This is a genomic window from Rhodobacter sp. SY28-1 (assembly GCF_005222785.1).
GTDB lineage: Bacteria > Pseudomonadota > Alphaproteobacteria > Rhodobacterales > Rhodobacteraceae > Tabrizicola.
Map to the genome: position 1 here is coordinate 1,417,755 of NZ_STGH01000001.1, position 25,042 is coordinate 1,442,796.

General features: G+C 65.7%; 20 protein-coding genes. 9 read left to right on the top strand and 11 right to left on the bottom strand.

Annotation, left to right across the window (positions count from 1 at the left end; translation table 11 throughout):
• The first annotated feature begins 362 nt into the window (after positions 1-362).
• Complete coding sequence (locus E8M84_RS07045) at positions 363-776, top strand: hypothetical protein (RefSeq protein ID WP_137110428.1); 414 nt, start codon at positions 363-365, stop codon at positions 774-776.
• A 100-nt stretch (positions 777-876) separates the two neighbouring features.
• Here E8M84_RS07045 and E8M84_RS21935 read toward each other — a convergent pair whose 3' ends face one another.
• The 3 genes from E8M84_RS21935 to E8M84_RS07055 all read right to left on the bottom strand — a co-directional run bounded on the left by E8M84_RS21935 (position 877) and on the right by E8M84_RS07055 (position 2,510).
• Positions 877-1,068, bottom strand: coding sequence for a sigma factor-like helix-turn-helix DNA-binding protein (locus E8M84_RS21935; RefSeq protein WP_394347398.1), 192 nt, complete (start codon positions 1,066-1,068; stop codon positions 877-879).
• The gene (locus E8M84_RS21670) at positions 1,035-1,436 is read right to left on the bottom strand and encodes a hypothetical protein (RefSeq protein ID WP_240790301.1); all 402 of its coding nucleotides are present in this window, start codon (positions 1,434-1,436) and stop codon (positions 1,035-1,037) included. The genes E8M84_RS21935 and E8M84_RS21670 overlap by 34 nt, the downstream gene beginning before the upstream one ends.
• Positions 1,437-1,676: 240 nt before the next feature.
• Positions 1,677-2,510, bottom strand: a complete 834-nt coding sequence (locus E8M84_RS07055) for a YdiY family protein (protein ID WP_137110429.1) — start codon at positions 2,508-2,510, stop codon at positions 1,677-1,679.
• Positions 2,511-2,715: 205 nt separating this feature from the next.
• Between E8M84_RS07055 and E8M84_RS07060 the strand changes: the two genes are divergently transcribed.
• A complete protein-coding gene (locus tag E8M84_RS07060) occupies positions 2,716-2,871 on the top strand; it encodes a DUF3309 family protein (RefSeq protein WP_137110430.1) in 156 nt (51 codons plus the stop codon).
• Positions 2,872-2,885: 14 nt separating this feature from the next.
• Here E8M84_RS07060 and E8M84_RS07065 read toward each other — a convergent pair whose 3' ends face one another.
• Positions 2,886-3,119 carry a hypothetical protein gene (locus E8M84_RS07065; protein ID WP_137110431.1) on the bottom strand — a complete coding sequence of 78 codons (234 nt, stop codon included), beginning with the start codon at positions 3,117-3,119 and terminating at the stop codon, positions 2,886-2,888.
• A 187-nt stretch (positions 3,120-3,306) separates the two neighbouring features.
• Here E8M84_RS07065 and E8M84_RS07070 point away from each other — a divergent pair, with 187 nt between their 5' ends.
• Positions 3,307-4,059 carry a Crp/Fnr family transcriptional regulator gene (locus E8M84_RS07070; RefSeq protein WP_137110432.1) on the top strand — a complete coding sequence of 251 codons (753 nt, stop codon included), beginning with the start codon at positions 3,307-3,309 and terminating at the stop codon, positions 4,057-4,059.
• Positions 4,060-4,070: 11 nt separating this feature from the next.
• On the opposite strand, the gene E8M84_RS07075 is transcribed toward E8M84_RS07070, so the two are convergent.
• Positions 4,071-4,265: a hypothetical protein gene (locus tag E8M84_RS07075; protein ID WP_240790302.1), complete on the bottom strand. Its 195-nt coding sequence runs from the start codon at positions 4,263-4,265 to the stop codon at positions 4,071-4,073.
• Positions 4,266-4,707: 442 nt separating this feature from the next.
• On the opposite strand from E8M84_RS07075, the gene E8M84_RS07080 reads away from it, so the two are divergent.
• The 3 genes from E8M84_RS07080 (at position 4,708) to E8M84_RS07090 (ending at position 14,438) form a co-directional block, all read left to right on the top strand.
• The gene (locus E8M84_RS07080) at positions 4,708-5,640 is read left to right on the top strand and encodes a UTP--glucose-1-phosphate uridylyltransferase (RefSeq protein WP_240790303.1); all 933 of its coding nucleotides are present in this window, start codon (positions 4,708-4,710) and stop codon (positions 5,638-5,640) included.
• 129 nt (positions 5,641-5,769) lie between these two features.
• Positions 5,770-5,985, top strand: coding sequence for a hypothetical protein (locus E8M84_RS07085; RefSeq protein ID WP_137110434.1), 216 nt, complete (start codon positions 5,770-5,772; stop codon positions 5,983-5,985).
• A gap of 152 nt (positions 5,986-6,137) precedes the next feature.
• Entirely contained in the window at positions 6,138-14,438 is an 8,301-nt protein-coding gene (locus tag E8M84_RS07090) for a GH36-type glycosyl hydrolase domain-containing protein (RefSeq protein WP_240790304.1), read from the top strand.
• A gap of 660 nt (positions 14,439-15,098) precedes the next feature.
• Here the strand turns inward: E8M84_RS07090 and arcC are convergent.
• Genes arcC through E8M84_RS07110 form a run of 4 tightly spaced genes read right to left on the bottom strand, consistent with a single transcriptional unit; the run spans position 15,099 to position 19,709 of the window.
• Positions 15,099-16,025 (bottom strand): carbamate kinase, encoded by a 927-nt coding sequence (arcC, locus tag E8M84_RS07095; RefSeq protein ID WP_137110436.1) that lies wholly within the window; start codon positions 16,023-16,025, stop codon positions 15,099-15,101.
• Between the two features lies 1 nt (position 16,026).
• Entirely contained in the window at positions 16,027-17,028 is a 1,002-nt protein-coding gene (argF, locus tag E8M84_RS07100; RefSeq protein ID WP_137110437.1) for an ornithine carbamoyltransferase, read from the bottom strand.
• Positions 17,029-17,058: 30 nt separating this feature from the next.
• On the bottom strand, positions 17,059-18,282 hold the full coding sequence (gene arcA, locus E8M84_RS07105; protein WP_137110438.1) for an arginine deiminase: 1,224 nt from the start codon (positions 18,280-18,282) through the stop codon (positions 17,059-17,061).
• Positions 18,279-19,709: a YfcC family protein gene (locus tag E8M84_RS07110; RefSeq protein WP_137110439.1), complete on the bottom strand. Its 1,431-nt coding sequence runs from the start codon at positions 19,707-19,709 to the stop codon at positions 18,279-18,281. Before E8M84_RS07110 ends, arcA begins: the two co-directional genes overlap by 4 nt.
• A gap of 130 nt (positions 19,710-19,839) precedes the next feature.
• Between E8M84_RS07110 and E8M84_RS07115 the strand changes: the two genes are divergently transcribed.
• On the top strand, positions 19,840-22,404 hold the full coding sequence (locus tag E8M84_RS07115; protein WP_205914566.1) for a cation-translocating P-type ATPase: 2,565 nt from the start codon (positions 19,840-19,842) through the stop codon (positions 22,402-22,404).
• Positions 22,405-22,464: 60 nt separating this feature from the next.
• Here E8M84_RS07115 and E8M84_RS07120 read toward each other — a convergent pair whose 3' ends face one another.
• A complete protein-coding gene (locus E8M84_RS07120) occupies positions 22,465-23,298 on the bottom strand; it encodes a YdiY family protein (protein WP_137110429.1) in 834 nt (277 codons plus the stop codon).
• A 205-nt stretch (positions 23,299-23,503) separates the two neighbouring features.
• Here E8M84_RS07120 and E8M84_RS07125 point away from each other — a divergent pair, with 205 nt between their 5' ends.
• On the top strand, positions 23,504-23,659 hold the full coding sequence (locus E8M84_RS07125; RefSeq protein WP_137110430.1) for a DUF3309 family protein: 156 nt from the start codon (positions 23,504-23,506) through the stop codon (positions 23,657-23,659).
• A 14-nt stretch (positions 23,660-23,673) separates the two neighbouring features.
• Here the strand turns inward: E8M84_RS07125 and E8M84_RS07130 are convergent, their stop codons facing one another.
• A complete protein-coding gene (locus E8M84_RS07130) occupies positions 23,674-23,907 on the bottom strand; it encodes a hypothetical protein (RefSeq protein WP_137110431.1) in 234 nt (77 codons plus the stop codon).
• Positions 23,908-24,094: 187 nt separating this feature from the next.
• Here E8M84_RS07130 and E8M84_RS07135 point away from each other — a divergent pair, with 187 nt between their 5' ends.
• Complete coding sequence (locus E8M84_RS07135; protein ID WP_137110440.1) at positions 24,095-24,847, top strand: Crp/Fnr family transcriptional regulator; 753 nt, start codon at positions 24,095-24,097, stop codon at positions 24,845-24,847.
• The last annotated feature ends 195 nt before the right edge of the window (positions 24,848-25,042 follow it).

Consider the following 25,042-nt stretch of genomic DNA (forward strand, 5'->3'; position numbering starts at 1 on the left):
TCGCCTGACAAGAATGTGAAGTGGCGGCGCGTAAGGGGCCGAAACTGTCCTGCCAGATTATGGGACTTGGGTTGTCCAACCCTGCAACCTACGGCCATTGAGAACATTGGCAAAAAGTCGGCGTTGTCCAACAATGTGACGCCCTGCAATGGCGTGATGTCGGCATGAGCCAGCCCCACTTTTGCCGATCCCGAGACAGGGCTGAAACCCAACCACTGCCGCAAAACCTGCGGATGCCAACGCATTACGTCATCGCTTGGTGGCACCACCGCTGGCTCAACAGCACGTTGCATCTGACCGGCAGCTACGAAGTTCAAAGCTTGGCGGTGGCCCTGTAGTGCATTGCCCAGAACCAAAGCCCGATGGGCACGTTCCCCGCGGACGACGTTCTGTTGGCCTGGCTGATACGGATCGACCTCGCCGTTTGGCAGGATCTACGTCGCGCCGCTATTTCGCCTCTGAACGGCTGGTACATGGACGACTGCGAGGGCGAGGTCCGCTGGGCGCATCCGGTCGTCCAAGAAATGCTGATCGAGACACAGAGCCGCGCCGAAAGCCGCCGTCTTTCTAACGAGGAACGCGCAGTCCAGAGGCAGATAAAGTGGCGGCGCGCAGCCTTGGCCGAGATTGGTGTCGACACGGCCATCCACACAAACCGCCTCGTTGTCGAAGCGATGGATGAATGGCCGGAGGTGAACTGGAAAAAGCGCCGGAATACGCTGGCCCACAGCAGACTACTGAAATGGGCTTTCCTGGACGGCCTTGGACGTCCCTGATCGGACGCAAGCGCGTCCGGAGTTCGGCAGCCTGATGCGGGACAATCAGTGCTTGTCGCCAGAACTCAACCGGCCAATCCCGGTTCCGTGCCCGATCCCGTCAGAAAGCAATCCGCTCTGCGCGGGCAAGGTGCGCCTGCGCCAGGACCTGAGTTTCCGCCAGCTTCCGTCGGCCACGTCCGGCACGGCGCGTGATCGTTCCGGCTGAACATCCGCAGATTGTTGCCGCATCAAGGGTTGAGAAGCCCTCTCCGACGATCAGGAGCAGCGCATCGCGCTGGTGGACGGGCAGGGCCGCGAGACAGTTCCGAAAAACCGCAGATCGACAGAGGCGGTGGGCTGCGCATCCGACCCGTTGCCATTCCGGTGCTGTGGCTGCGACAGCCGGACTTGGCAGGCCTGGCGGAGCAGCGAGAAGAGCCTGCCGCGGAGACTGGGTTGCGATCCGCTGGACGGAAACTCGGCCCAGGATTTGCGCAGGGTCTCTTCGACGAGGTCATCGGCCTGGACCGGATCGCCGACCAGCAGGATTGCATAGGCTCGAAGCGGTCGGAGGTACGCGAAGATATCGTCGCGGGCGTCTGGCCCCGATGGTGCTGTCCCAAGGTTCGATGGGTGGAACGGTTCCCTGAAACCGTATGCAGGCGTGCTGATGGTCATGTTTTTCCCCAAAGTCAAAAGGCCGACAGCTGGCGTAACTTGATGCCAAACGTCACACTGCCGCAGGTGCGGGGGACGTGCGCCAATGCAGATCAGGGGGGGTGATTCAGTCGGGATTTCTGGTCCTTTCCCGGGTCGCGATCTGTCAAATGCCATGACGGTTTCTCATCCGGTGGCAGGCGCCTGACATTGGAACGGGGCGGATTTCCCCCGCCCCGTTCCGGTGCTGGGTGATCGCTGTCAGAAGGAATAGACCAGCGAGACGCCCAGTTTGTTCTCGGTCCTGACGGCGCGCGAGTCGTTGTACTCGGTCAGGTAGCTGACACGGGTGGCGAACATGTCGGACATCTTGACGTTGAACCCAAGGTCGTTGTTCACGCGCAGCGCGCTGTCGGACTTCAGCACGTCGGTGTCGTTGGTGGCAAAGAGGCTTTCGTTCAGCCGCCAGAACAGCCGCGACGAGGCGATGTAGCCGGTCTCGGTCTCGGAGGTGCCCGCGCCGTCCTTCAGGTAGCTGACCCCGATTCCCGCCTGGACCCGCCAGCTGAGGTCGGGCGTGTTGATGACGCGGTAGCCCGGCCCCACGCCGATGAAGGCGTCGGTCTTGACGGTGTCTGCCGTCTCGGCCAGGCCGTCGGTCTTCACCCGGCCAAGGGCGAAGGCATAGAAGGCATCGTCGAAGTAGTAGTTCGCGTCATAGATCGCGAAGAGGTCTTCCTTGGTCTTCACGGACCCGGATTCGGCGAAGTCCAGCACCAGGCCAAGGGTCTGGATCATCGGGCCATTGGCCAGGCGCAACCGCGCGCCCAGGCTGAATTCGCTGGAATCCGTGACCCCGGTCTTGCCGGAATAGCCAAGCGAGGCACTGCCCGACAGGCCCTCGCGGTACTCGGGCGACCCGTAGCGGAAGGCGTCGTTGCCGCGGTCGAGGTCAAGCCGGGCCTCCCGGTCGATGTCATCGATCCGGTCGTCGACCGAGTCGATGCCGGTCAGGACGGTCTGGGCGACCCCGCCCGTTGCACCAAGGGCGATGAAGGCGACGGTCGTTCCCGCCACGAGAGCAGCGTGTGTCATGCGATTTGCCTTTTGGATGAGGTAACGCCCTGAATGAACGCCTGACCCTGAATGCCACAGGCGGCCGGAGGCAAAGCTGCCCTGGATCAGTATCCCTGCCGCTTTGCCGTCAGGTCATCGCAGGACTGTCGCAGGTTAGTGCCGTTGCAGAGGGGTTCGGCATGATCGGCAGCCGAAGTCCTGACCCTGGAAGAAAGTCCGTCCCATGCTGACCAACATGCTTGTCGTCATCCTGATCCTGCTGCTGATCGGTGCCCTGCCGACCTGGCGGCACAGCGCGTCATGGGGCTATCTGCCCAGCGGCACGCTTGGCGTGATCGTCATCATCCTGGTCGTGCTTTTGCTGACGGGTCGCCTGTAGACCGTCACACCGCCCTATCTGCGGCGGACCGAGTTCCCGCCGTCGATGATCTTGGTGATGAGCGCCGCGACGGCCGCATGCATCGCCGGGTTCCCGCCATCGGGGGCCGGTGCATGTGCGCTTGCCGCGTCGCGCAGGATGCCGACGATTTCCCGCTCGGGCAGGACATTGCGGTCGTTCAACGCCAGGAGAAGCGACTCGCAGATGGTCAGTGCGGCAATTCCGGCCACATCGGAGATATCGGCCATGGGATTTCGACTTTCTGGAAGGGTTCTGCTATACTACCGCACACAAGCTCGCGCGATGTCATGACTTGCGCGATCCTGGCAGGATATCCGGCAGCCGGACTGATCTGGATCAGCAATCGGACGCATCTTTTGCGGAACAAGGACCTTGGGGCGGCCAGATCACCCGCCGATCCCCGTGAGGTGAACAATGCCGGAGACCGCCAGTCTGTCTGCCATCCAGGACAGCCCTTTCGCGCGGAAGCTTGCAGCCTTCGTAAAGCTGTCGGACCTGGACCTGACAGCCATGTCGGACCTTTACCGCCGCCGCCGCCGCTTTGCGGTTGGCGTCGACATGATCCACCAGGGCCAGACCAACCAAAGCGCCTATGTCGTGGCTTCCGGCTGGGCCTGTTCCTACAAGATCCTGCCAGGCGGGTCGCGGCAGATCGTGGACATCCAGATCCCGGGTGACTTCCTTGGCCTTCGGTCGGTGCTGTTCCGGACCGCCGACCACAATGTCGAGCCGATCACCCTGGTCCAGGCCTCCGAGGTCAAGCAGCGCGATCTTCTGAACACCTTCTCGCAGACGCCGCGGCTGGCCACGGCGGTCCTGTGGGCCGCATCCCGCGACGAGGCGATGGTGGTCGAGCATCTGGTCGATATCGGACGCAGGTCCGCGACAGAACGGATGGCGCATTTCCTGCTGGAGCTTGGCGCGCGGCTGCGGCTGGTCGGTCTGGGGACCCGGGCGGGGTACCTCTGTCCGATGTCGCAGTACCTGTTGGCCGATGCCCTGGGCCTCAGCGCCGTGCACGTGAACCGCGTCCTGCGGGAACTGCGCGAGGAAGGCATGCTCACCTTCCAGAAGGGACGGGTCGTGTTCGACGACTACGACGCCCTGGTCGAGATGGCAGGGTTCGACCGCACATACCTGGACCAGGACGGACCGCTTCTGCTGTAACCGTTCCGCCGTCAGTCCAGCGCCGCCATCGCGGCGGACAGCGACTTGAGGCAGTCGGCCTCCCGATGTGCCGCCTCGGCGCTTTCAGCGGCGCGCAAATGGATCAGCGCCGCATCCTTCTTCGGGCCGGCCGGGGCCAGGGCGCTGGCAAGCCGTGCCGATTGCAGTTCCTCTGCGGTGGAGACGAAAGCGTTCATCGTTGACATGTGATCCTCGGTTGACCTGAGGGGGAACCGCGATGCGGGGCAGGGGTCTGCACCAGCAAGGTTGCGACTTCAATCCTGCGCCTGGTCCCGAGAGCCCGCGCTGATCTGCGTCAGCGGTTCTTCGGATTGACGTCCTGAAAACGGACCCATCCTAACCTCGATCAGCGGCGACCCCGGCATGAAGTGGCAGGCTTTCCCCACAACCTCACATTTCCGCAAGGGTCGATCCCCTCGCCCGTGCGGAAAACCACCCGTCCGGCGAAAGTCGAGCGGGTGGGCCATCGCCCAAAGGCGCCGCGCCCGCGCCGCGAGCACCCGGGCGGAAACCGCCGTCGATCCGCAAGGCCGACATATAAATGAAGCATGACGGAACAGAAGGGCGCGCCGAGAGTTAATGCCCAAGGGGAATATCTTCTCCCTCCATCAAACAGCGGAGACATCTTTGCCGGACACACCGATCAGAACCGTCATCATTCCGGCCGCTGGGAAGGGAACCCGCCTGCTTCCCGCGACCAAGGTCACTGCCAAGGAGCTTCTGCCGGTCTTTGACCGCGTCGTGCTCGACTTTGCGATCGACGAGGCCATCGGCATCGGTGCCGAGCGGATCATCGTGGTCATCAGCACCGAGAAAGTGGCGATCCAGGCCTATCTGAGCGGCCATGTCGGCACCCTGACGGGCGCGTCCGCCAACGATCTGTCCCGCAGCACCGGACCAGAGATGATCTTCGTCTTCCAGGACCAGCCACGCGGACTGGGCCATGCGGTCCTCTGCTGCAAGGAGGTGACGCTGCCCGGTCCCTTTGCCGTCCTTCTGCCCGACGACATCATCCTTGGCCCCAATTGCCTTGCCGAGATGGCAGCGCATTACCAGGGCGGCCATATGGTTGCAGCCATGCAGGTCCGACCCGAGGAAACCTCGCAATATGGCATCTTCCGGTTGGGTGGCTTGCCTCGGGACAACTGCTTCCCGGTCGCGGGCATGGTTGAGAAGCCGCCTGTCGGCGAAGCCCCGTCCTCAATCGCGGCGGTCGGGCGCTACATCCTGGATCCGGTGATTTTCGACGCGCTGGAAAAGACTCATCCCGGCAAGGGCGGTGAACTGCAGCTGACCGATGCCATCGCCCTGTCGTCGGCCGCGACCAGTGTCGTGGCCTACAAGTTCAGCGGAACCCGCCACGACTGTGGCAACCACGAAGGTCTGCTTGCGGCAGGTCTTGCCCGGCAGGCGATGGCCGGACAGGTTTCTGGCGCTCTCCCGCTCAAACCGACGAATTCGGATGCCTCTGGCGGCGAGGTCCGTGCTATGCTGCCGACTGTGATGCCGAGCCCGGCAGTACGGGTGGGCCGTGCGACGGCTGTGGCCGATATTCAGTGAATTGATACGGAAGGTGCGGGGCCTGGCCAGGTCCCTGCATCGCTTTTCAAGCCAGCCTTTGTACATCGAAGCCAGACGGATCGGACAGGCCGGATCCTGCACCGGGACGTCTTCGTTCTGGGCACTGCCATGACCGGAAAGGACGACACCATGGAATGGAAGCAGATCGAGACAAAGTGGGCGGCGATGACCCGCCGTATTCGCGCGGACTATGTGTGCGACCGGATCGAGCCTTCGCGCGGCTCGACGCGAGACCTGCCGCGCAGTCACGCCCTTCCGGCAAGCATCGCCGAAAGCAAGACCGCTTCGGCTGAGCAACCCGCGTCCAAGACCACGTCCAAGTGAGAGGTTGGACTGACCGCCTAGCGGGTCTTAAGTCACTGGTTGGCCCACGAACCGACCCGGGGGTCTGGCAGGACAGTGCGCCAATCCGGTCCGATCTCTTCGGCACAGAGCGATTGGAGCACCATGCACAAAGCCTGGCGGCGGCGCAGCAAGTGTCCATTGGCCCGCCGCTGCGGGTGCAGCCGCTTGGCCGCCGCGTAAGGGAAAACGCCGACATCCTGCTCTCTGCCTACCGCACCTGCGCGCAAGCGGTTCAGGCGGGTGAGGTCATTTCGCCCGCGGCCGAGTGGCTTCTGGACAATTTCCACCTGGTCGAACAGCAGCTGCGGCAGATCCATGACGACCTGCCACCGGGCTATTACCGACAGCTTCCCAAACTGTCCGAAGGGCCCTTCGCGGGCTATCCCCAGGTCTTCGGCCTGACCTGGGCCTATGTCGCGCATACCGACAGCCTGATGTCCGGCCCCGTACTCGCGCGCTTCGTGCGTGCCTACCAGCAGGTCCAGCCGTTGATGATCGGTGAGCTTTGGGCCGTCGCGATCACCCTGCGGATCGTCCTGGTCGAGAACATGCGCCGTCTTGCCATCCAGATCGTCGACGGCCATGCGTTGCGTCAGAAGGCCGATGCCATCGTCGACGCCGTGCTGGCCGCGTCGAAGACGCCCGGGCAGACGACGCTTTCGGTCATGCAGCGGATGGTCGCCCCCTACGAGATCGACCCGCTGCCCGACATCGTCGCCAGCCAGATCGCCAAGCGGCTGCGCGGTCTCGATCCCCTGCACACACCGCTTTTGGGCTGGCTGGAAGAGCGGCTTCGACAGCAGGGAACCACGCTGGACGAGGTGGTGGCCAGCACGCAGACCCGGCTTGGCGCTTCGAACGTCACTATGCGCAATATCGTCACTTCGATGCGGCTGGCGTCCGAAATGGACTGGGCCGATTTCTTCGAGGAGGTGAGCCTTGTCGAAGCCCGCCTGCGCGGCCACCCGACCTATCCCGCGATGGATTTCGCGACCCGCAACCGCTACCGGACCGAGATCGAGATCCTGGCCCAGCACGCGCCCCTGACCGAAGGCGAAGTGACGGACGCCGCGCTGGTTCTGGCGGCGAAAGGCGATACGGGTTTCCGACGCGACCCTGGCCACTGGCTGATCGGCGAGGGGCGGGCAGAGTTGGAAGCCGCGATCGGATTTCGCCCCCCCGTCCGCTTGGCCCTTGTTCGCGGCATCGGGCAGATCGGCCTTGGCGGCTACATCGCAGCCCTTCTGGCGCTGGGGGTTGCCATCCTGACCGTTTCGCTTGCGCTGATGGCGGCGGCGGGGGCTGGGGCCTTCCCGCTTCTGATCCTCGGCCTTCTTGGTGCCGGGCCTGCGGCCGAACTGGCCACGGCCATCGTCAACCTTGTGATTACCCGCTCGGTGCCGCCCAAGCCGCTGCCGGGCCTCGATCTGACCCGCAGCATCCCGCCCGATCTGCGCACGCTTGTCGCTGTCCCGGTCCTCTTGCGAAACCCGGACGACATCGCGGACGAGATCGAGCGGCTGGAGGTCCATCACCTGTCCAGCACCGGTGGGGCGGTGCACTACGCGCTACTGTCCGACGGTCCGGATTCCACGACCGAAACCGATCCCCGGGACGCGAGGCTGATCGCCGAGGCCACCGCTGCCATCGCACGGCTGAACGCCCGCTATCCGGGCGAGGCTGGCGACCGCTTCCATTTCCTGCACCGCCGTCGCCTTTGGAACCGGGTCGAGGGCGTCTGGATGGGTTGGGAACGCAAGCGGGGCAAGCTGGCCGAACTTAACCGACTTCTGCGCGGGTCCACCGACACCAGCTACGCCGTCATCAGCAGCCCGCTGCCCCCCGACATCCGCTATGTCATCACGCTGGATGCCGACACCCGGCTTTTGCGCGGGACCGTGGCGCAGATGGTGGGCAAGATTGCCCACCCGCTGAACCGCGCCCGCTTCGATGCCGCAAGCCAACGCGTCACGGCCGGCTACGGCATCCTGCAACCCCGTGTCAGCCCCTCGCTGCCGGCCGGGCAGGACCGCTCCGTCTATCAGAGCCTCTTCTCAAGCCCTGGGGGCATCGAGCCCTATGCCGCTGCGGCCTCGGACGTCTACCAGGACCTCTTCGGCGAGGGGACCTTCACCGGCAAGGGCATCTATGACGTCGATGCCTTCGAAGCGGCTTTGGAGGGCAGGGTGCCCGAGAATGCGCTTCTCAGTCACGACCTTTTCGAGGGCACCTTTGCCCGCGCGGGCCTCGCCTCGGACATCGAAGTGGTCGAGGATTACCCCGCCCGCTACGACGTGGACATCCGCCGCCAGCACCGCTGGACGCGGGGCGACTGGCAGCTTCTGCCCTGGATCTTCGGCTCCCGGCGTCATGAACGCGGCGGACTTCCAGCGCTAGGCCGGTGGAAGATGCTCGACAACCTACGCCGGTCGCTTCTGGCGCCGATGGCCATCCTGTCGCTGTTCGCTGGCTGGCTTCTGCCCTGGCCGCAGGCCATTATGTGGACGTCGCTCACCCTGGCAATGCTTGCCGTTCCGCGCCTTCTTTCTTTGCCCTTCGGCCTTTTCCCCGCCCGTGCGGGCGTCAGCCTCGGCAGCCATTTCGCGGCACTTCGGTCGGACGCGCTGACCGCCCTGGGCCAAATTGCCGCCAGCCTGATGCTTCTTGCCGATACGGCGGCGACCATGCTGGATGCCATCATCCGGACGGGCTGGAGGCTGGGGGTCTCCCGCCGTCACCTGCTCGAGTGGATGACGGCGGCACAAGCCGGCAGCAGCGCGCGCCCCGGTCTGTTCCGGCAGTATCGGTCAATGCTGCCGGGGCTGGCGCTTGGCCTTTGCCTCGCCGGCACAGCCTTCCTTCTCAATCCTGCGGTCTGGCCAATCCCCGCTGCGTTCGGCCTGCTTTGGTGCGCTGCCCCGGCCCTGGCCCGCGCGATAAGCCAGCCCAGGCGGCCCGCTGCGACCCGCAGCCTGACCCTGGCCCAGGCGCAAGAGCTGCGTTTGGTCGGCCGCCGAACCTGGCGCTATTTCGAGACCTTTGTGACCCCAGAAGACAACTTCCTGCCCCCCGACAACTTCCAGGAAATTCCACGCCCGGCCATCGCGCACCGCACCTCTCCCACCAACATCGGGCTTTATCTGCTGTCCACCGTCGCAGCGCATGACATGGGCTGGATTGGCCAGCGGGCGGCGCTGCGGCGACTGCACGACACGCTGCAGACCATCCAACGGATGCCCCGCTTTCGCGGCCACCTTTACAACTGGCACGACACCCGCGACTTGCGGGTGCTGGACCCGGCCTATGTCTCATCGGTAGACAGCGGCAACCTCGCCGGGCATCTGGTCGCTATAGCCCAAGCCTGTCGCGCCTGGGCAGCCGAGCCTGCGCCGGATGACTTGGTTGTCCGGCAAGCCATGGCTGACTGCGCACTTCTGGCGCGCCGGTCGCTTGGCTCGCATGCCGAGGATCTCGAACTCATCCGCGCCCTGTCCGAGGTGGCCGCAGCGGCGGGGAACCCTGCAACGCCCCTTGCTGCGCTGAACGAGCCGATGGAGCGGGCACTGGCCTTCACCGGCGATACCCTGTCCGAGGCGAAAGTCTGGACGCTGGCCATGCAGACTGCCTTGGCCCACCATCTGGAGGACCTCGCCAGCCCGCCCGACTTCGCCCTTCTTCAAGAGGTGGAGGCGCTGTGCCGAATCCTCGCGCTGGAGATGGACTTCGGCTTCCTGCTCGATCCTGACAAGAAGCTCCTGTCCATCGGGTTCTCGGTCGCGCACAACCGGCTGGACACCAACTGCTATGACCTCCTAGCCTCCGAGGCTCGTCTTGCAAGCCTCTTCGCCATCGCCAAAGGCGATGTCGAGACCCGGCACTGGTTCCGCTTGGGCCGCCCCGCGACACCCATCGGGTCGGGCTCGGCGCTGATCTCGTGGTCGGGCAGCATGTTCGAATACCTGATGCCGTCCCTTGTCATGCGCGCGCCAGCCGGGTCGGTCCTCGAACAGACCACCCGCCTCGTCGTCGCGCGCCAGCGGGCCTATGCGGAGGCGCTGGGGATTCCCTGGGGTATCTCGGAATCCTCCTACAACGCCCGGGACCTGGAGATGACCTACCAGTATTCCAACTTCGGCGTACCGGGCCTTGGCCTGAAGCGTGGCCTCAGCGAGAACCGGGTGATCGCACCCTATGCGACGGGCCTCGCGGCGATGGTCGATCCGGTGGCCGCGGTCGACAACTACGCTCATCTTGCCAGCATCGGGGCCGAGGGGCGCTTTGGCTTCTACGAGGCGGTGGATTTCACGCCCTCGCGCCTGCCCTCGAACGAGGACCACGCCATCGTCCGCAGCTTCATGGCGCACCACCAGGGCATGACGATCACAGCCATCGCGAACGCCCTGCAGGGCGGCCGCCTGCGCGACCACTTCCATGCCGAACCGATGATCCAGGGGACCGAGCTTCTGTTGCAGGAACGCATCCCCCGCGATGTCGCCAGCGCACCGCCCCGGGCAACCGAGGTGCTGGTTGCACCCGTCGAACAGCTGGACGCCCCCGCCGTGCGGACGTTCGACAGCCCCGCGGCAGAGCCTCCAACCGCGCATCTTCTGTCCAACGGCAACTACGGCGTGATGCTGACCCCGACCGGCGAAGGCTTCAGCCGCTGGCGCGACATGGCTGTCACCCGCTGGCGGGACGAGGCCGCGCAGGCTGCCCTTGGTGCCTTTGTCTTCCTGCGCGACCGCGACACGGGCGCGGTCTGGTCTTCGGCCGTACAGCCCAGCAGAGTGCCCGAACACCATCGCGCGGTCTTCTGCGAACACCACGCCGCCTTCACCCACCAAGGCCCGCGCCTGACCACCACCACTGAAGTCGTCGTCTCGGCCGAGGACGATGCTGAGGCGCGTCGGATCACCTTCACGAACAGCGGCCGCCGCGCGCGTGAGATCGACGTGACCTCCTACGCCGAACTGGTGCTGGCCCCGCCGTCTGCGGATCTCGCCCATCCCGCCTTCTCCAAGATGTTCGTCGTCACCGACTACCTGCCGGAGTTGGGCGTCATCATCGCCACCCGCCGCCGCCGCTCGCCCCACGATCCCGAAGTCTGGGCGGCCCATATCTCCGTGGTGGAAGGCGAGGTCACCGCGCCCATCCAGATCGAGACCGACCGCGCGCGCTTCATCGGGCGGGGGCGCAGCATCGCTACGGCCACCGCACTTGACCAGCCGCTGTCGGGGACGAGTGGAACAGTCCTTGACCCGATCTTCTCGATCCGCCGCAGCGTCCGCATCCCGGCCGGCGGGACGACGCGCGTCACCTTCTGGACCATGGTCGCCGACACGCCAGACGCGCTTCTGGACCTTGTCGACCGCCACCGCGACGCCTCGGCCTTCGCCCGTGCGGCGACGCTGGCCTGGACCCAGGCCCAGGTCCAGCTGCGCCATCTGGGGATCACCCACGCCGATGCCGCCGACTTCCAGTCGCTGGGCGGCATGGTGATGCGGAACGACACCCGGCTGCGCGCCACCCCGTCGCAGATCATCGCCGGGGCCGCCCCGCAATCCGCACTCTGGGCGCTTGGCATCTCCGGGGACCTGCCCATCGTGCTGTTGCAGATCGACGATGCCGAGGACATCGCCGTCCTGCAGCAGGCGATCAGCGCGCACGAATACTGGCAGATGCGCCAGCAGGCCGTGGACCTTGTCGTGCTGAACGACCGGATGTCGTCCTATGTCCAGGACTTGCAGATCGCAATCGAGGGCGCCGTGCGCGCCGCCCGCTCCCGCCCCCAGGCACCCGGCATCCACGCACCGGCCAAAGGGACGATCCACGTACTGCGCTCCGACCTCTTGCACGCCGGGGCGCGTGCGCAGCTCCTATCCATCGCCCGGGTCATCCTGGTTGCCAGTCGGGGGGACATTGCCAGTCAGCTTGCGCGCCTGTCGTCTTTGCCCGCGTCCGAACCCCTCGTCCTGCTTGCTCCCGAGCCGTCCCTTCCGCTGCGCGCGCCGGACCTCCCCGCCCTCGAATTCTTCAACGGCACCGGCGGGTTCGACCGCGACGGGCGCGAATACGCGACCATCCTGCAGGACGGCAAGACGACCCCAGCCCCCTGGATCAACGTCATCTCCAACCCAGGCTTCGGTTTCCAGGTCTCGGCCGAAGGCAGCGGCCATGTCTGGGCGGAGAACAGTCGCGAGAACCAGCTGACCCCCTGGTCCAACGACCCAGTCACCGACCCCGCGGGCGAGGCGATCTACCTGCAGGACGTCGATACCGGCCAGGTCTGGACGCCCACAGCCCTCCCGGTCCGCGGCCCCGGCACCTATATCACCCGCCACGGCTTCGGCTATTCCCGCTTCCAGCATGAGACGCAGGGCATTGCCGCCGACATGGTCCAGTTCGTGCCGCTGGACGCCCCGGCCAAGATTAGCCGCCTCACCTTGCGCAACACGGGCACGACGACCCGGACGCTTTCGGTCACTGCCTATGCCGAATGGGTCCTCGGCACGGCGCGCGGGGCGACGGCCCCCCATATCGTCACCCGCACCGACCTGGTCACCGGCGCAATCCTCGCGCAAAACACATTCAGCACCGCTTTCCCCGGCCGCATCGCCTTTGCCGATTTCGGGGAGGGGGTCACCAGCCTGACCGCTGACCGGGTGGAGTTCATCGGATCAGGCGGCAGCCTAGCCTTTCCTGCGGGGCTGCGCAGCATAGCCCTCTCCGGCCGGACCGGGCCCGCGTTCGACCCTTGCGCCGCGCTCCAGCGCCGCGTGACTCTGCGCCCTGGTGAAAGCGCCACTCTTACCTTCCTGATCGGCCAAACCGACAGCGACACTGCCGCCAGAGCCCTGATCCAGCGCCTGCGCGCCGAAGACCCGGACACCCTTCTGGCCAAGGTCGAGGAGCACTGGTCGAGCCTCCTCGGCACAGTTCAGGTCAAGACCCCCGACCGCGCGATGGACATCCTGCTGAATGGCTGGCTCATGTACCAGACGCTCGCCTGCCGCATCTGGGCGCGGGCGGGGTTCTACCAGGCCAGCGGCGCCTACGGTTTCCGCGACCAGTTGCAGGACGGGATGGCACTGACCTTCTCCCGCCCCGAGATGACGCGTTCCCACCTTCTGCGCGCCGCCGCGCGGCAGTTCCCGGAAGGCGACGTCCAGCACTGGTGGCTGCCGCACTCCGGCCAGGGCGTCCGCACGCGCATCTCGGACGACCGGGTCTGGCTTGGCTACGGCGTCGCGCGTTATGTCGCCGTCTCGGGTGACGCTTCGATCCTGGACGAACAGGTCGCCTTCCTGCAGGGCCCGCCCGTCCCGCCCGGGGCGCATGACGACTTCTTCCAGCCACAGGTTGCCGATGACACCGCCACGCTGTTCGAGCACTGCGCCCGGGGTCTGGATCAGGCCATCGAGCTGACCGGGGACAACGGAATGCCCCTGATCGGCACCGGCGACTGGAACGACGGGATGAACCGCGTTGGAGAGGGCGGGCGCGGCACCAGCGTCTGGCTCGGCTGGCTTCTGATTGCCACCATCGACCTGATGACCCCCCTGGCCGACACCCGCGACCCGGCCCGGGCCAGCCGCTGGCGGGCGCATCGGGCAACGGTTCTGCAAGCGATCGAGACCCACGGCTGGGACGGCGCATGGTATCGTCGCGGCACCTTCGACGACGGTACGCACCTCGGCTCGGCCACGTCCGAGGAATGCCGCATCGACAGCATCGCCCAGTCCTGGGCCGTCCTCTCCGGCGCCGCCGACCCCGAACGTGCGCGGCAGGCAATGGCGTCGATGACGGAGCACCTCATCCGCCCCGACCCCGGCCTCGCGCTTCTCTTCACTCCGCCTTTCGACCGCACGCCCTTGGACCCCGGCTACATCAAGGGCTACCCTCCCGGCCTGCGCGAAAACGGCGGCCAGTACAGCCACGCGGCAATGTGGGCGGTTCTGGCGCAGGCCAGGCTCGGCGATGGCGACGCCGCGCACCGGCTCTTCGCGCTCCTCAACCCCATCAACCACGCCCTGACCCCTGAGGCCGCGGACCGCTACAAGGTCGAGCCCTACGTCGTCGCCGCCGACGTCTATTCCACCCCGCCGCACGAAGGCCGCGGCGGCTGGACCTGGTATACCGGCTCTGCCGGCTGGATGTATCGCGCGGGGATCGAGGGTATCCTTGGCATCACGCGCAAAGGCGACCGACTTTGCCTCAATCCATGCCTGCCGTCGGGCTGGACGGACGTCCGGGTGACGATCACCTTGGGGGATGCCTGCTATTCCATCTCCCTGCAAAGAGAGGACGGTCCCGGCAATGGGAAAGGATCAGCGAGCCTGGATGGATCGGACCTGCAGGTCGGGCCCGATGGTCTTATGGTTCCCCTGCAAGACGGAATCCACCACCTCGTCGTCCGACTGGCGGCTGGCTGAGGTCCTACGATCCGAACCTGCTTCGTGTGGCTGCTCGTCTTGACAATGCAAGGGCGGCCTGACGCAAGCATATGCGGGGAAAAACGCGCCCACACTGATCGGGCCCGTCGTGTGCCAGGCATATAGACCACAGTATCTTTTGGTTGCACGGCCCCAACCAGAAGTCGCTGCATCTGGGATAAGCCAAATGGAGCTAAGGCTCGGTGACCCTAATGACCTGAACCGAACCATACAGGATAGGCGGCCGATTGAGTTTGGCAGATCTCGAGTTACTTGAACGTGCCGATTGGCAAGGATCGACACTGTCGGGCTCGACAAGACTATCTGCGTTCGGTCGGCAAAAGCTTCGGCCGTGCGCAAGGTGCCTTCTTGATGGTGTCCAAGGTTGACGCCGCATGGGTTAGCGGCTGGCCGCTAGGGGCCGAGTGTGAACATGGCGAAGCAAAAGGGCGGAAAGCAGACCTTCGCGCTGATGGCTCTGGTCCCAAACAAGGAGGTGTCGAGGACCTTGTCGGTTCGGCGGCAGCAGACAGTAGACGTTCAATATGCTGCTTTGCCAAAAGACGCGCGGCAGTCTTGATCGGGCGCGTTTAGCAATCGACGGGATGTTCGCGGCGTTGACGCCGATCGGATGACGATCCCCATAGGCTGACCCCGTTTTCAGACTGCCCTGCTATCGCCACTGCGCACGCGCGTGCCGGCGGTCCCGTTGATGATCTTGCCTGCGTCGGTCATTCGGCCGATGCCAGCCATGGCGCCACCACTCCGAACGAAGTCGCAGGCTGCAATGATCTTCGGGCCCATCGACCCTGCCGGAAAGGTCATCGCGGCGAGTTCGTCGGGCGTTGTCTCGGACAGCGCCGCTTGATCCGACGTGCCCCAATCGCGATAGACCGCGTCGACATCGGTCAGCATCAGCAGGATGTCGGCCCTCAAGGCCTTGGCCAAAAGGGCCGCCGTCAGGTCCTTGTCGATCACCGCCTCGACACCCTGCATCTTCCCATCCGAACCGCGCGTCACGGGGATGCCGCCACCTCCGGCGCAGATCACGCTGACCCCGGCCTCGACAAGAAGCTGGATCGGGGTGATCCCAAGGATTGCGACCGGCAGGGGCGAGGGCACGACGCGGCGCAACCCGCCCGAGGCTTCCGACACCATCGACCATTGGTGCTCGGCCCGGACCAACCCGGCTTCCTCGGCAGTGTAGACCGGGCCGATGGGCTTGGTCGGCTGGTCGAAGGCCGGATCCGCCGGGTCGACCTCGACGCGGGTCAGAAGCGTGGCGACGTTGGAGCCTGCGGGCAGGGCGTTCATCAGTTCCTGCTCGATCAGGTAGCCGATCATGCCTTCGGTTTCCGCCCCCAGCACATCCAGCGGCCAAGGGGTATCGGGCGCGAAGCTGGCCGCCTGCAACGCCATCAGCCCGACCTGGGGGCCGTTGCCATGGGCCACGACGATCTGGTGATCGCGGGCAAGGTCGGCCAGTGCCGCTGCCGCAATGCGGACATTGGTGTGCTGCGCCTCGGCCGTCATCGGCTCGCCGCGTTTCAGAAGGGCATTTCCGCCCAGGGCCACGACGATGCGCATGTCAGGCCCCGATCGTGGCGACAAGCAGCGCCTTGATCGAATGCAGCCGGTTCTCGGCCTGGTCAAAGACCCTGGAGGCCGGGCTTTCGAAGACCTCCTCGGTCACTTCCATGCAGTCCAGCCCGTAGGTCTGGAACACCTTCTCGCCGGTCGCGGTGTCGCGGTTGTGGAAGGCGGGCAGGCAGTGCAGGAACTTGGTGTACGGGTTGCCGGTCAGGTTCATCACGGCTTGCGTGACGGTGTAGGGTGACAGAAGGGCGATCCGGTCGGCCCAAACGGTATCGGGCTCTCCCATCGAGACCCAGACGTCAGTGTAAAGGAAATCGCAGCCCTCGGCGCCTTCGGCCAGTTTCTCGGTCAGCGTGATCCGGGCGCTGCTGACCTCGGCCAGCTTGCGGCAATGGTCGGTCAGCGCCGGGTCGGGCCACAGGGCCTGCGGGCCGCAAAGCCGGATGTCCATGCCGATCAGCGCGGCACCCACCATCAAGGAGGAGCCCATGTTGCCGCCGGTATCGCCAACGAAGCAGAAAGCGATGTCCGACAGGTGCTTGTGGGTGTTTTCCCGCATCGTCATCAGGTCGGCGAGGACCTGCGTCGGGTGAAACTCCGCCGTCAGGCCATTGTAGACCGGCACCCCGGCAAAGGCCGCGAGGGTTTCCACCTCGGCCTGGCCAAAGCCGCGGTATTCGATGGCATCGCAAAACCGGCCCAGCACGCGGGCGGTGTCCTTCATCGTCTCCTTGGTGCCGATGTGGGTGCCGGTCGGCCCAAGGTAGGTGACATGCGCGCCCTGGTCGAAGGCTGCGACCTCGAAGGCGCTGCGGGTGCGGGTGCTGTCCTTTTCGAAGATCAGCGCGATTTCCTTGCCTTTCAGCAGCTGCCGTTCGGTCCCCGTCGCCTTCGCCTCCTTCAGGCTGGCCCCAAGGCGCAGAAGGAAGCGCAACTCCTCGCCCGAGAAATCCAGGAGTTTCAGGAAGCAGCGACCGTGCAGGTTCTGGGCCATCATGGGGTCCTTTCGGGAAGGGCGGGCACATCACAGCGCGTCACGGATCAGGGGGCAGGTCATGCAGTGCGAGCCGCCGCGACCCCGGCCAAGCTCGGCACCCGAGATGGTGATGACCTCCACCCCCGCCTTGCGCAAAAGGGTGTTGGAGTGTTCGTTGCGCTCATAGCCGACGACCACGCCGGGAGAGATGCAGAGGAGATTGTTCGCATCATCCCATTGTTCGCGCTGGGATTCGTAGGCGTCCCCACCTGTCGGCACGGTGCGCAGTTTCTTGAGGCCAAGGGCGCCGGCGACGACGTCCAGGAAGGGCGCGTTCTCTGCCGTCACGGTGACCTTGCCCCTGTCGCCGGGGCGCAGGGAGTAGGTCCGGATCGCGTCGGTCACCTCGGCGAAGACGGTCACCAGATCCCGGTCGCAGAAGGTGAAGACGGTGTCGAGGTGCATCGAAGACCGCGCGCGGGGGAACTGACAGGCGATGACCCGTTCCGCCCCGCCCCCGGCGAAGAGTGCCCGCGCGACTTGCCCAACGGCTTGCGGCGTGGTGCGTTCGCCCATGCCGATCAGGACAGTGCCGTGGCCGATGGGCATGACATCGCCGCCTTCCAGCGTGGCCATACCGTGATCGACCAGAGGGTCGCCGAACCAGATCGGGAACCCGGCCTCCGCGAAATCGGGATGAAAGCGGTAGACGGCCGTCAGGTTCAGGGTTTCCAACCGTCGCGCGGGCCAGAACATCGGGTTCAGCGTGACCCCGCCATAGATCCAACAGGACGAGTCGCGGGTGAAGATCGTGTTCGGCATCGGCGGCAGCAGGAAGTCCTCATCCCGCAGCATCGGCACGACCACGCCCGCTTCCGGGATCGGCAGTTCGGCCCTGCTCATGCCCCCGATCAGGATGTGGGACAGCGCCTTGGCGGGCATCTCGGTCAGGCAGGCAAGAAGGTCCGCCGACAGCCCGACGCCGACCGAATTGTCGTTGATCCGCGCCGCCAGCAGCCACTGACGGGCTTCGGGGATTGCCAGCACCTCCTCCAGCATCTCGCGCAGAAGGACGACCTCCACCCCCCGCTCGCGCAGGATGTCGACGAAGGCCATGTGGTCGATGCGGGCCTGCTTTACCCACAGGACATCGTCGAAGAGCAGGCTCTCGGCATTGGCTGGCGTCAGGCGGGCCATTTCCGACCCCGGGCGGTGGACAAGGACGCGGCGCAGGGTCCCGGCCTCGGAATGGACGCCATAGGTCAGGGTCATGGCGTGGCTCCGAAGCTGACGGCCAGCGCCAGCGCGGCCATGATGACAAGGGTCAGGACCACGAGAAGCGGCCAGACAAAGCGCAGCCAGTGTTCGTAGGGGACCCGCCCGATGGCCAGCCCGCCCATGACCACGGCAGAGGTGGGGGTGATGAGGTTGACGATCCCGCTGGCGGTGGCAAAGGCGGTGACGACAAGCTCGCGCTGCACCCCGGCGAAATCGGCGACCGGGGCAAGGATCGGCATCGACAGCACCGCAAGGCCCGAGGTCGAGGGGACGAAGAACGACAGCCCGACCTCGATCCAGTAGACGACAAGAAGAAAGCCGGTGGGCGGCAGGCCCGCGACCGAAACCTCGGCGCTGTGCAGGATCGTGTCGGTGATGAGACCTGCATCCATCACCACGACGATCCCGCGCGCCAGGCCGATGATGAGGGCGACCCCCAGAAGGTCCCGGGCGCCGTTCACGAAGGCCTCGACCAGCTTGGCTTCGCCGAGGTGCGCGACGATGCCGATGACGATGGCGGCTGCCAGGAACAGCCCGCTCATCTCGGCCATCCACCAGCCGCCCAGCGAAACGCCCCAAATCATCACGCCGAAGGTCAGCGCGAAAAGGATCAGGACGATCTGGTGCAGGCCGGTAAAGGTGGCGGGGCCAGCGGTGGTCTGGGTCCCGAAATGCGCCTCGTTCGCGGCCTTGCGATCATGGACCAGCGACTTCGACGGGTCGGCCTTCACCCTTGCGGCATAGCGCATGACGAAGGCCACGGTCACGACCCAGGTGACCGCAAGAATGGCCAGCCGCAGCATCAGCCCGTCGGCAAAGGTCACCCCGGCGGCGTCCGACGCGATGACGGTGGAAAAGGCGTTGATGGTCGAGCCGAGCACCCCCACACCTGCGCCCAGCAAGATCACGGCGACGGCGGTCAGGGCGTCATAGCCTGCGGCGATCATCACCGGGATCAGGAGGACATAGAAGGCCAGCGTTTCCTCGGCCATGCCATAGGTCGTGCCGCCCAGGGCAAACAGCGCCATGAGGAACGGGATCATCCAGGTCTCACGCCCCTTCAGGCGGACCATGGCGCGTGCGATGCCAGCGTCGATTGCCCCGGTGGCGGTGACCACACCGATGAACCCGCCGATGATCAGAACGAACAGCGACACGTCGATGGCGTTGGCGGCATAGCTGCCCGGGTCGTAGAAGCCCGCGATGGGGGCCAGGATGACGTCGAAGAGACCCTGCGGGTTGGCCTCGGTCGGCGCATAGGTGCCAGCCACGGGCACGTCGCGGCCCAGGGCTTCAGAGGGGACACGAGTGTATTTCCCAGCCGGTATGATCCAGGTCAGGGCGGCGACAAGGACGATCAGCGCAAAGAGGATGGTGAAGGCCGAGGGGAAGCGAAAGCCCGGCTTCGGGGTGGTGGGCATGGCACGGCTCCCTGCGCTGACGCGATATCCTGAGCCTAGGCGCAAGCCCGCGGCGCCGGGTTGATGCAGGTTAGGATCGGTACCAGCGAGGGCGTGTGAGGCTCGCGCCTTGCAGTGAAAGGTGAATGACGTGACCAGATCCGCCAAAGGAGCGCCGCTTGCGAGGGTTTTGCCCAAAGGACTGACACGGGCCGAAGCGCAGTCCCGGCTTCAGGACGAGGGGTTCAACGAACTGCCGCGCACACGGCGGCGGTCGCCGCTGCGGATCATCCTCGACGTCCTGCGCGAACCGATGCTGGCACTGCTTCTGGCCGGTGGCGTGGTCTATCTGGCGCTGGGCAACCGGGAAGAGGCGCTTATCCTTCTGGCCTTCGCCTGCCTCTCGGTCGGCATCACCGTGGTGCAGGAAGCCCGGACGGAACGGGTGCTTGAGGCACTGCGCGACCTGACCAGCCCGCGCGCCCTGGTGATCCGCGATGGCGAGCGGCAGCGCATCGCCGGGCGCGAGGTGGCGCGGGGCGATCTGATCGTGCTGGCCGAGGGCGACCGGGTTCCGGCGGATGCGCGGCTTTTGCAAGCCACGGGTCTTGCGGCGGACGAGTCCCTGCTGACGGGCGAGGCGGTTCCGGTGCGCAAGCTGGCGGGCAAGGCCGATCCAGGGGCAAGACCGGGGGGCGAGGATCAGCCTATGGTCTATTCCGGCAGCCTGATCGTGCGCGGCACGGCCCTGGCCGAGGTCACGGCCACCGGCCCGAGCAGCGAGATCGGGCGCATCGGCACGTCGCTTGGGCAGCTGGAAACCGAAACGCCGCACTTGCAGCGTCAAATGCGCAAGCTGGTGCTGGTCTTTGCTGGTGTGGGGGCCGTGGTGAGCCTGGCTGTGGTCGTGCTGTATGGCCTTTTGCGCGGCGGCTGGCTGGAGGGCGTGCTGGCGGGCATCGCTGTCGGCATGGCGATGCTCCCGGAAGAGTTTCCTATGGTGCTGGCCGTCTTCATGGCAATGGGGGCCTGGCGGATATCGAAGGTGCGGGTGCTGACGCGCCGTGCCGCGGCCATTGAGACCCTAGGCGCGGCCAGCGTCCTGTGCACCGACAAGACCGGCACATTGACGGAAAACCGCATGGTGGTCGCCCGGCTTTGCCTGCCAGAAGGCACCGAGACCCCAGTTGGCCCGGCCTTGCCCGAGGCCTTTCGCGAACTGGTGGCGGCGGGCACCATGGCCTCGGCCCCGGACCCCTTTGACCCGATGGAGAAGGCGTTCCATGCCCTGTCGGCAGCGGATCTGCGGGCAGGCGAGACCTTGCCGGGCGCGGGGCGCAAGCTGGTGCGAAGCTATCCGCTTGCGCCTGACCTCCTGGCAATGTCGCAGGTCTGGACGGCGACCGGCAGCGGTTGGCAGGTCGCGGCCAAGGGCGCGCCCGAGGCGATTGCCGATCTCTGCCGTTTGCCATCCCACACCCGCGCCGCTTTGACCTCGCAGGTGGACCGGATGGCCGGGGCGGGCCTCCGGGTGCTGGGCGTGGCCGAGGCGGGCTTTGCCGGAGCGACGCTGCCCGACAGCCAGCTGGGTTTCACCTTCCGCCTGGTGGGGCTTGTGGGCCTCGCCGATCCCTTGCGCGCCGCAGTGCCCGGGGCGGTGGCGCAGTGCCGAAGCGCGGGCATCCGGGTCATCATGATTACCGGTGATTACCCGACAACCGCGCAGGCCATTGCGGCCCAGGCCGGGCTTGCCGGTGACAAGGTGATCGACGGCGCAAAGCTTGCGCAGATGTCGGACGCCGACCTTGCGGCTGCCGTCGCGGACACTACGATCTTCGCCCGCATCATGCCCGAACAGAAGCTGCGCATCGTGACCGCCCTGAAGGCAAGCGGCGCGGTGGTGGCGATGACAGGCGACGGGGTGAACGATGCGCCCTCGCTGAAGGCCGCGCATATCGGCGTGGCCATGGGCAAGCGTGGCACCGATGTCGCGCGTGAGGCCGCGTCCATCGTGCTGCTGGACGATGACTTCGGGTCCATCGTCACCACCGTGCGCCTTGGCCGCCGCATCTACGACAACCTGCGCAAGGCGATGAGCTTCATACTTGCTGTGCACGTCCCGATTGCCGGGCTGGCGCTTATGCCGTTGCTGTTCGGGATGCCGCTGCTGTTCGGCCCGGTCCACATCGCTTTTCTGGAAATGGTCATCGACCCGGTCTGCAGCCTGGTCTTCGAGGCCGAGGAAGAGGAAGACGGCGTCATGGACCGCCCGCCGCGCCCGCCGGGCGAGCCGCTTTTTTCCGGCCCGACCATCCTGTGGAGCCTTGTGCAAGGCGCGCTGGTTCTTGGCGTGACCGGCGCGGTCTTCGTGCTGGCACCCGGCTACGGTCTGTCGACCGATCAGGCCCGCGGGCTGACCTTCGCGACGCTGGTTCTGGGGGTGGTGGCGCTGATCCTTGTGGATCGGTCGCTTTCCGCGTCGATCGTGACGGCGATCCGGCGGCCGAACCGGGCCTTGGCCGTGGTGCTGCCCGTCGTAGCGGTTCTGCTGGCCGTCAGCCTTTTCTGGCAACCGGCGCGAGACCTTTTCGACTTTTCCGCGCTGCCGTCGGCCTGGTTGGCCGTCCCGCCCCTGGCAGGCGCCGGAATATTGGTCGTGCTGGAGGTTCTGAAGCCCCTCTGGCGCCGCGCTGTGCGGCAGGTGCCGTCGCCCTGACCACTGACATTGGAACGGGGCGGATTTCCCCCGCCCCGTTCCGGTGCTGGGTGATCGCTGTCAGAAGGAATAGACCAGCGAGACGCCCAGTTTGTTCTCGGTCCTGACGGCGCGCGAGTCGTTGTACTCGGTCAGGTAGCTGACACGGGTGGCGAACATGTCGGACATCTTGACGTTGAACCCAAGGTCGTTGTTCACGCGCAGCGCGCTGTCGGACTTCAGCACGTCGGTGTCGTTGGTGGCAAAGAGGCTTTCGTTCAGCCGCCAGAACAGCCGCGACGAGGCGATGTAGCCGGTCTCGGTCTCGGAGGTGCCCGCGCCGTCCTTCAGGTAGCTGACCCCGATTCCCGCCTGGACCCGCCAGCTGAGGTCGGGCGTGTTGATGACGCGGTAGCCCGGCCCCACGCCGATGAAGGCGTCGGTCTTGACGGTGTCTGCCGTCTCGGCCAGGCCGTCGGTCTTCACCCGGCCAAGGGCGAAGGCATAGAAGGCATCGTCGAAGTAGTAGTTCGCGTCATAGATCGCGAAGAGGTCTTCCTTGGTCTTCACGGACCCGGATTCGGCGAAGTCCAGCACCAGGCCAAGGGTCTGGATCATCGGGCCATTGGCCAGGCGCAACCGCGCGCCCAGGCTGAATTCGCTGGAATCCGTGACCCCGGTCTTGCCGGAATAGCCAAGCGAGGCACTGCCCGACAGGCCCTCGCGGTACTCGGGCGACCCGTAGCGGAAGGCGTCGTTGCCGCGGTCGAGGTCAAGCCGGGCCTCCCGGTCGATGTCATCGATCCGGTCGTCGACCGAGTCGATGCCGGTCAGGACGGTCTGGGCGACCCCGCCCGTTGCACCAAGGGCGATGAAGGCGACGGTCGTTCCCGCCACGAGAGCAGCGTGTGTCATGCGATTTGCCTTTTGGATGAGGTAACGCCCTGAATGAACGCCTGACCCTGAATGCCACAGGCGGCCGGAGGCAAAGCTGCCCTGGATCAGTATCCCTGCCGCTTTGCCGTCAGGTCATCGCAGGACTGTCGCAGGTTAGTGCCGTTGCAGAGGGGTTCGGCATGATCGGCAGCCGAAGTCCTGACCCTGGAAGAAAGTCCGTCCCATGCTGACCAACATGCTTGTCGTCATCCTGATCCTGCTGCTGATCGGTGCCCTGCCGACCTGGCGGCACAGCGCGTCATGGGGCTATCTGCCCAGCGGCACGCTTGGCGTGATCGTCATCATCCTGGTCGTGCTTTTGCTGACGGGTCGCCTGTAGACCGTCACACCGCCCTATCTGCGGCGGACCGAGTTCCCGCCGTCGATGATCTTGGTGATGAGCGCCGCGACGGCCGCATGCATCGCCGGGTTCCCGCCATCGGGGGCCGGTGCATGTGCGCTTGCCGCGTCGCGCAGGATGCCGACGATTTCCCGCTCGGGCAGGACATTGCGGTCGTTCAACGCCAGGAGAAGCGACTCGCAGATGGTCAGTGCGGCAATTCCGGCCACATCGGAGATATCGGCCATGGGATTTCGACTTTCTGGAAGGGTTCTGCTATACTACCGCACACAAGCTCGCGCGATGTCATGACTTGCGCGATCCTGGCAGGATATCCGGCAGCCGGACTGATCTGGATCAGCAATCGGACGCATCTTTTGCGGAACAAGGACCTTGGGGCGGCCAGATCACCCGCCGATCCCCGTGAGGTGAACAATGCCGGAGACCGCCAGTCTGTCTGCCATCCAGGACAGCCCTTTCGCGCGGAAGCTTGCAGCCTTCGTAAAGCTGTCGGACCTGGACCTGACAGCCATGTCGGACCTTTACCGCCGCCGCCGCCGCTTTGCGGTTGGCGTCGACATGATCCACCAGGGCCAGACCAACCAAAGCGCCTATGTCGTGGCTTCCGGCTGGGCCTGTTCCTACAAGATCCTGCCAGGCGGGTCGCGGCAGATCGTGGACATCCAGATCCCGGGTGACTTCCTTGGCCTTCGGTCGGTGCTGTTCCGGACCGCCGACCACAATGTCGAGCCGATCACCCTGGTCCAGGCCTCCGAGGTCAAGCAGCGCGATCTTCTGAACACCTTCTCGCAGACGCCGCGGCTGGCCACGGCGGTCCTGTGGGCCGCATCCCGCGACGAGGCGATGGTGGTCGAGCATCTGGTCGATATCGGACGCAGGTCCGCGACAGAACGGATGGCGCATTTCCTGCTGGAGCTTGGCGCGCGGCTGCGGCTGGTCGGTCTGGGGACCCGGGCGGGGTACCTCTGTCCGATGTCGCAGTACCTGTTGGCCGATGCCCTGGGCCTCAGCGCCGTGCACGTGAACCGCGTCCTGCGGGAACTGCGCGAGGAAGGCATGCTCACCTTCCAGAAGGGACGGGTCGTGTTCGACGACTACGACGCCCTGGTCGAGATGGCAGGGTTCGACCGCACATACCTGGACCAGGACAGACCGCTTCTGCTGTAGGCCATTGGGTGTGCTTCCGAGGCTTGATGACAAGCCCCGGAAGGAACGACTGGTCTGTTCCAGGACTCCAGTCGCGGCTTCCAGCAACGTCAGGTCGGGCCAATCCCGCCGATACTGACTGAGGGTTGCGCGAAGCCGGTTTTCTGCGGTGACAGGTCCGATGCAGGGAAAATCAGCCGATTGCGGGTCGAGGCG

Bases quoted from the DNA above. Each gene is read 5' to 3' on its own strand.
- E8M84_RS07045 (WP_137110428.1), top strand. From the start codon at position 363: ATGGGCACGTTCCCCGCGGACGACGTTCTGTTGGCCTGGCTGATACGG.
- E8M84_RS21670 (WP_240790301.1), bottom strand. From the start codon at position 1,436: ATGACCATCAGCACGCCTGCATACGGTTTCAGGGAACCGTTCCACCCA.
- E8M84_RS07055 (WP_137110429.1), bottom strand. From the start codon at position 2,510: ATGACACACGCTGCTCTCGTGGCGGGAACGACCGTCGCCTTCATCGCC.
- E8M84_RS07060 (WP_137110430.1), top strand. From the start codon at position 2,716: ATGCTGACCAACATGCTTGTCGTCATCCTGATCCTGCTGCTGATCGGT.
- E8M84_RS07065 (WP_137110431.1), bottom strand. From the start codon at position 3,119: ATGGCCGATATCTCCGATGTGGCCGGAATTGCCGCACTGACCATCTGC.
- E8M84_RS07070 (WP_137110432.1), top strand. From the start codon at position 3,307: ATGCCGGAGACCGCCAGTCTGTCTGCCATCCAGGACAGCCCTTTCGCG.
- E8M84_RS07075 (WP_240790302.1), bottom strand. From the start codon at position 4,265: ATGTCAACGATGAACGCTTTCGTCTCCACCGCAGAGGAACTGCAATCG.
- E8M84_RS07085 (WP_137110434.1), top strand. From the start codon at position 5,770: ATGACCGGAAAGGACGACACCATGGAATGGAAGCAGATCGAGACAAAG.
- arcC (WP_137110436.1), bottom strand. From the start codon at position 16,025: ATGCGCATCGTCGTGGCCCTGGGCGGAAATGCCCTTCTGAAACGCGGC.
- argF (WP_137110437.1), bottom strand. From the start codon at position 17,028: ATGGCCCAGAACCTGCACGGTCGCTGCTTCCTGAAACTCCTGGATTTC.
- arcA (WP_137110438.1), bottom strand. From the start codon at position 18,282: ATGACCCTGACCTATGGCGTCCATTCCGAGGCCGGGACCCTGCGCCGC.
- E8M84_RS07110 (WP_137110439.1), bottom strand. From the start codon at position 19,709: ATGCCCACCACCCCGAAGCCGGGCTTTCGCTTCCCCTCGGCCTTCACC.
- E8M84_RS07120 (WP_137110429.1), bottom strand. From the start codon at position 23,298: ATGACACACGCTGCTCTCGTGGCGGGAACGACCGTCGCCTTCATCGCC.
- E8M84_RS07125 (WP_137110430.1), top strand. From the start codon at position 23,504: ATGCTGACCAACATGCTTGTCGTCATCCTGATCCTGCTGCTGATCGGT.
- E8M84_RS07130 (WP_137110431.1), bottom strand. From the start codon at position 23,907: ATGGCCGATATCTCCGATGTGGCCGGAATTGCCGCACTGACCATCTGC.
- E8M84_RS07135 (WP_137110440.1), top strand. From the start codon at position 24,095: ATGCCGGAGACCGCCAGTCTGTCTGCCATCCAGGACAGCCCTTTCGCG.